Raw genomic sequence first — 3,237 nt, 5'->3', positions numbered from 1 at the left:
CCTCGTCCGCACTCTCCAGCCGCCAGCCTGTGTCATCATCACGGACCAGCCCCACCACCATCGCCGTGTCCTCCATGCCACAGGACTACGCCCCAAAACCCTTCCTGACAAGGCTCCCGGCCATCATTAGCCGGTTAACAGGCAGGAGCCGACTTGGCCCATCGACCCTTTGAGGTGGTGCCGGCCGAGCGCGGCCAGGAACTTCCTGGAACGAAATTGGCTGCCTCTGTCCGAGTGCACGATGCAGCCGGTCACATCACCTCGGCGGGCCACGGCCATGTTGAGGGCGCCGACGGCAATCTTGGACTTCATTCGGTCACTGATCGAGTAGCCCACGATCCGGTTCGACCACACGTCCTTGATCGCGCACTCGTACAGCTTGCCCTCGTCGGTCCAGTGCTCGGTGATGTCGGTGAGCCACAGCTGGTTCGGCCCGGTCGCGGTGAAGTTCCGCTTCACCAGGTCGTCGTGGGCCGGAGGGCCGGGCTTCTTGCCGTTCTTGCCCCGCTTCTTCCCGAACACGCTCCACCACTGATTCGCTGCACAGATCCGCCACATGGTCCGGTCACAGCCCGACAGGCCGGCCTCACGGGCCTCGTCGGCCAGCAGCCGGTAGCCGAACTCCGGATCATCGGCGTGGGCGTCGAAGATCGCGTTCGCCAGCCAGGCCTGGTCGAGGTCGCGGTCGCTGACCGGCTGGGTGAGCCAGCGGTAGTAGGGCTGGCGGGCGAGCTTCAGTACCCGGCACGCGACCGTGACGGGGATCCCGTCGGCGGCCAGCTCTTTGACGAGCGGGTACATCATTTTCCCGGCAGGTTCGCCTGCGACAGATAGGCCGCCGCCCTGCGCAGGACCTCGTTCTCCTGCTCCAGGAGCCGGATCCTGCGCTTTGCATCGCGGAGCTCCTTGGCCTCGGCCTCGGTCACGCCTGGACGCACGCCATCAGCGACATCGGCAGCATGGAGCCAGTTCCGAAGGCACGACTCGGAGATCCCGAAGTCCTTGGCCAGCTGAGCAATCGGAGCCTCGCCCTTACGGGCAACCGCCACAACATCGTCGCGGAACTCTCTCGGATGGGGTTTGGGCATGGTGCACATCCTTCCAGCAGGGCCCCTCAGACCCCACAGATCGGTTGTCACCTACTCACGCAGCAGTCCCCAGCTGGATGCCGAGCCGAAAGACGTCTAGACGGTCTGGGTGCACTCGGCCGAGTACATCCAGATCACCAGGCGACCTGGGCCGCTGGCTCACCGTGGTCCACCAGCTCCAGAGCACGACGCCGGAACCACGGCGGCTTCGCAACAGGCACCACGGGCTCCTTGCCTGAAGCCGTCATCACCTCAGAACCGGCGTCCGAGAACGGATCAGGCTCCCTCCTCCGGGACGCCCGGCTGAGAATCTTCACAGTGAATTTCACCGAGGCCTGCAAGTGAGTGCACATTCGGCCGCTGGTGGTGAAACGTGTTCGACATCGGGGTGATATGGGCGCGTCGGTCCAGCAGTGGCGCTGGGCCTCGAACACAGGAGTTCATCCATGGGATCAACCACGTTCCGCGGTGCAGCGCTCGCCGCCGTTGTGGCAGCGGCCTCTTTCGTCTCGATGGCCGCCGCAGGACCCGCCTTCGCTGCGGATGATGTCATCACGCCCGACCACCCTGGCGGCGTCGCAGCCCCCCACAGTCCTGACGGGGTTCCCTCCAACGGCACCGGCCCCCAGTTCTCGACCTGGCCCGCCGCCTCGACCTACTCCAAGCTCCACCCCGGGGCCAACCCCCGGGGCGCGAACGACTTCACCTGCAAGCCCGCCGCGGGCAGCCACCCGGTGGTCCTGGTCCCCGGCACCGGCGAGGACGCCTTCGCGACCTGGTCCTACTACGCCCCCAAGCTGCGTGATGCCGGTCTGTGCGTGTACACGTTCAATTACAATATGGAGACCAATCCCGACCGTGAGTGGGCGGTCACGACCGGTGACATCCGTTCGACGGCCGCCTTCCTCGCCCACTACGTCGACAAGGTACGCGCTGCCACCGGCGCCGAGAAGGTCGATCTGGTCGGCCACTCCCAGGGCGGTGGTCCCCTCCCCCGCGCCTACATCAAGTGGTACGGCGGCGACAAGGTCGTGAACCGCCTCATAGGCCTGGTCCCCTCCAACAAGGGCACCAGCGTCTACGGCCTGGGGACCCTTGCAGGTCTGGACCGGCCGAACAGCCTCAGCGCCACCCTCCTCCAGGACTATGCCGACCGGCACAATTACGAGTCCCTGCCGCAACAGCTGGCGGGGTCACCGTTCCTCGCCGAGCTCAACGACGGCGGCATGACCGCTTCCGGTGTGAAGTACACCGTCATCAGCACCCGCTATGACGACGTGGTGACGCCGTACACGAACGCATTCATCCAGGAACCGGGTGTGGAGAACATCACCATGCAGAACATGTGTGCCCTCGACCACACCGACCACTTTGGGTTCACCTACGATCCCGTCGCTTTCCAGGTCGTGCTGAACACGCTCGCACCCGACCACGCCAGCACGCCGGTGTGCGTCTTCGTTCCCGGGTACGCCCAGTGACCAGGCACGTGCTGCGGCGATTGGGGGTCGGCGTTGCGGCCTGTCTGGCCTTCACCGGCCTGTCGTCCGGCCCGGCCCGGGCTACCGACGTGAACACCACCACGCTGCCCCCGGGCGTGGAGATGCCGAGCAGCCCGGGCGGGGTCCCGGCCGGCCCTGATGGCCCTGCCCAGACCACGATGTACAGGGCCGCCCCGGTGGCGTGGGCGCATCCTGGCATGAACCCGACCGGTGCGAACGACTTCGGATGCAGGCCCACGAACGGAAGATTGCCGGTCGTCCTCATCCCTGGAACCAATTCCGACGCCTACTCTGCCTGGTCGATGTACTCCCCGCGGTTGAGGGCGCTCGGCTACTGCGTGTTCTCGCCCAACTTCAACGGCAGGCTCTCCCTAGCGCAGAACTTCGCCTACACCGGCGACATTCGCGACAGTGCCAAGGGGTTGAAGATGTTCGTGGAGCACGTCATGAAGATGCGCCACTCCATCGACGAGATGGTGACCAGCGCCTGGCAGGCCCGCACCGCGCACTGACTGGCGCGGCTCGTGCGCCGCGTGATTCGGATGCCTCGGTTCAGTCCGAGGTGCCGAAACCCACGCGGGGCACGGTCATCGGCCATGAGGCCAAGGACGGAACGGCGTCGGTTCGTCTGCAGGGCTACCTGGCCGCGC

The 3,237-nt window shown here is 66.0% G+C and carries 2 protein-coding genes and 1 pseudogene; 2 read left to right on the top strand and 1 reads right to left on the bottom strand.

Going from position 1 to position 3,237, the window contains the following annotated elements:
* Window positions 1-141: 141 nt before the first annotated feature.
* Window positions 142-1,088, bottom strand: a pseudogene (locus ABD089_RS12330) (IS3 family transposase); the annotation flags it as partial.
* Between the two features lie 446 nt (window positions 1,089-1,534).
* On the opposite strand from ABD089_RS12330, the gene ABD089_RS12325 reads away from it, so the two are divergent.
* Window positions 1,535-2,566 (top strand): alpha/beta fold hydrolase, encoded by a 1,032-nt coding sequence (locus tag ABD089_RS12325; protein WP_343886729.1) that lies wholly within the window; start codon window positions 1,535-1,537, stop codon window positions 2,564-2,566.
* Window positions 2,563-3,099, top strand: coding sequence for an esterase/lipase family protein (locus ABD089_RS12320; RefSeq protein ID WP_343886728.1), 537 nt, complete (start codon window positions 2,563-2,565; stop codon window positions 3,097-3,099). The genes ABD089_RS12325 and ABD089_RS12320 overlap by 4 nt, the downstream gene beginning before the upstream one ends.
* Window positions 3,100-3,237 lie beyond the last annotated feature (138 nt).

The organism is Luteococcus sanguinis, from assembly GCF_039527675.1.
GTDB classification, from domain to species: domain Bacteria; phylum Actinomycetota; class Actinomycetes; order Propionibacteriales; family Propionibacteriaceae; genus Luteococcus; species Luteococcus sanguinis.
Note: the sequence above shows the minus strand (reverse complement) of the source record. Positions and strands in the feature narration are given on the sequence as shown.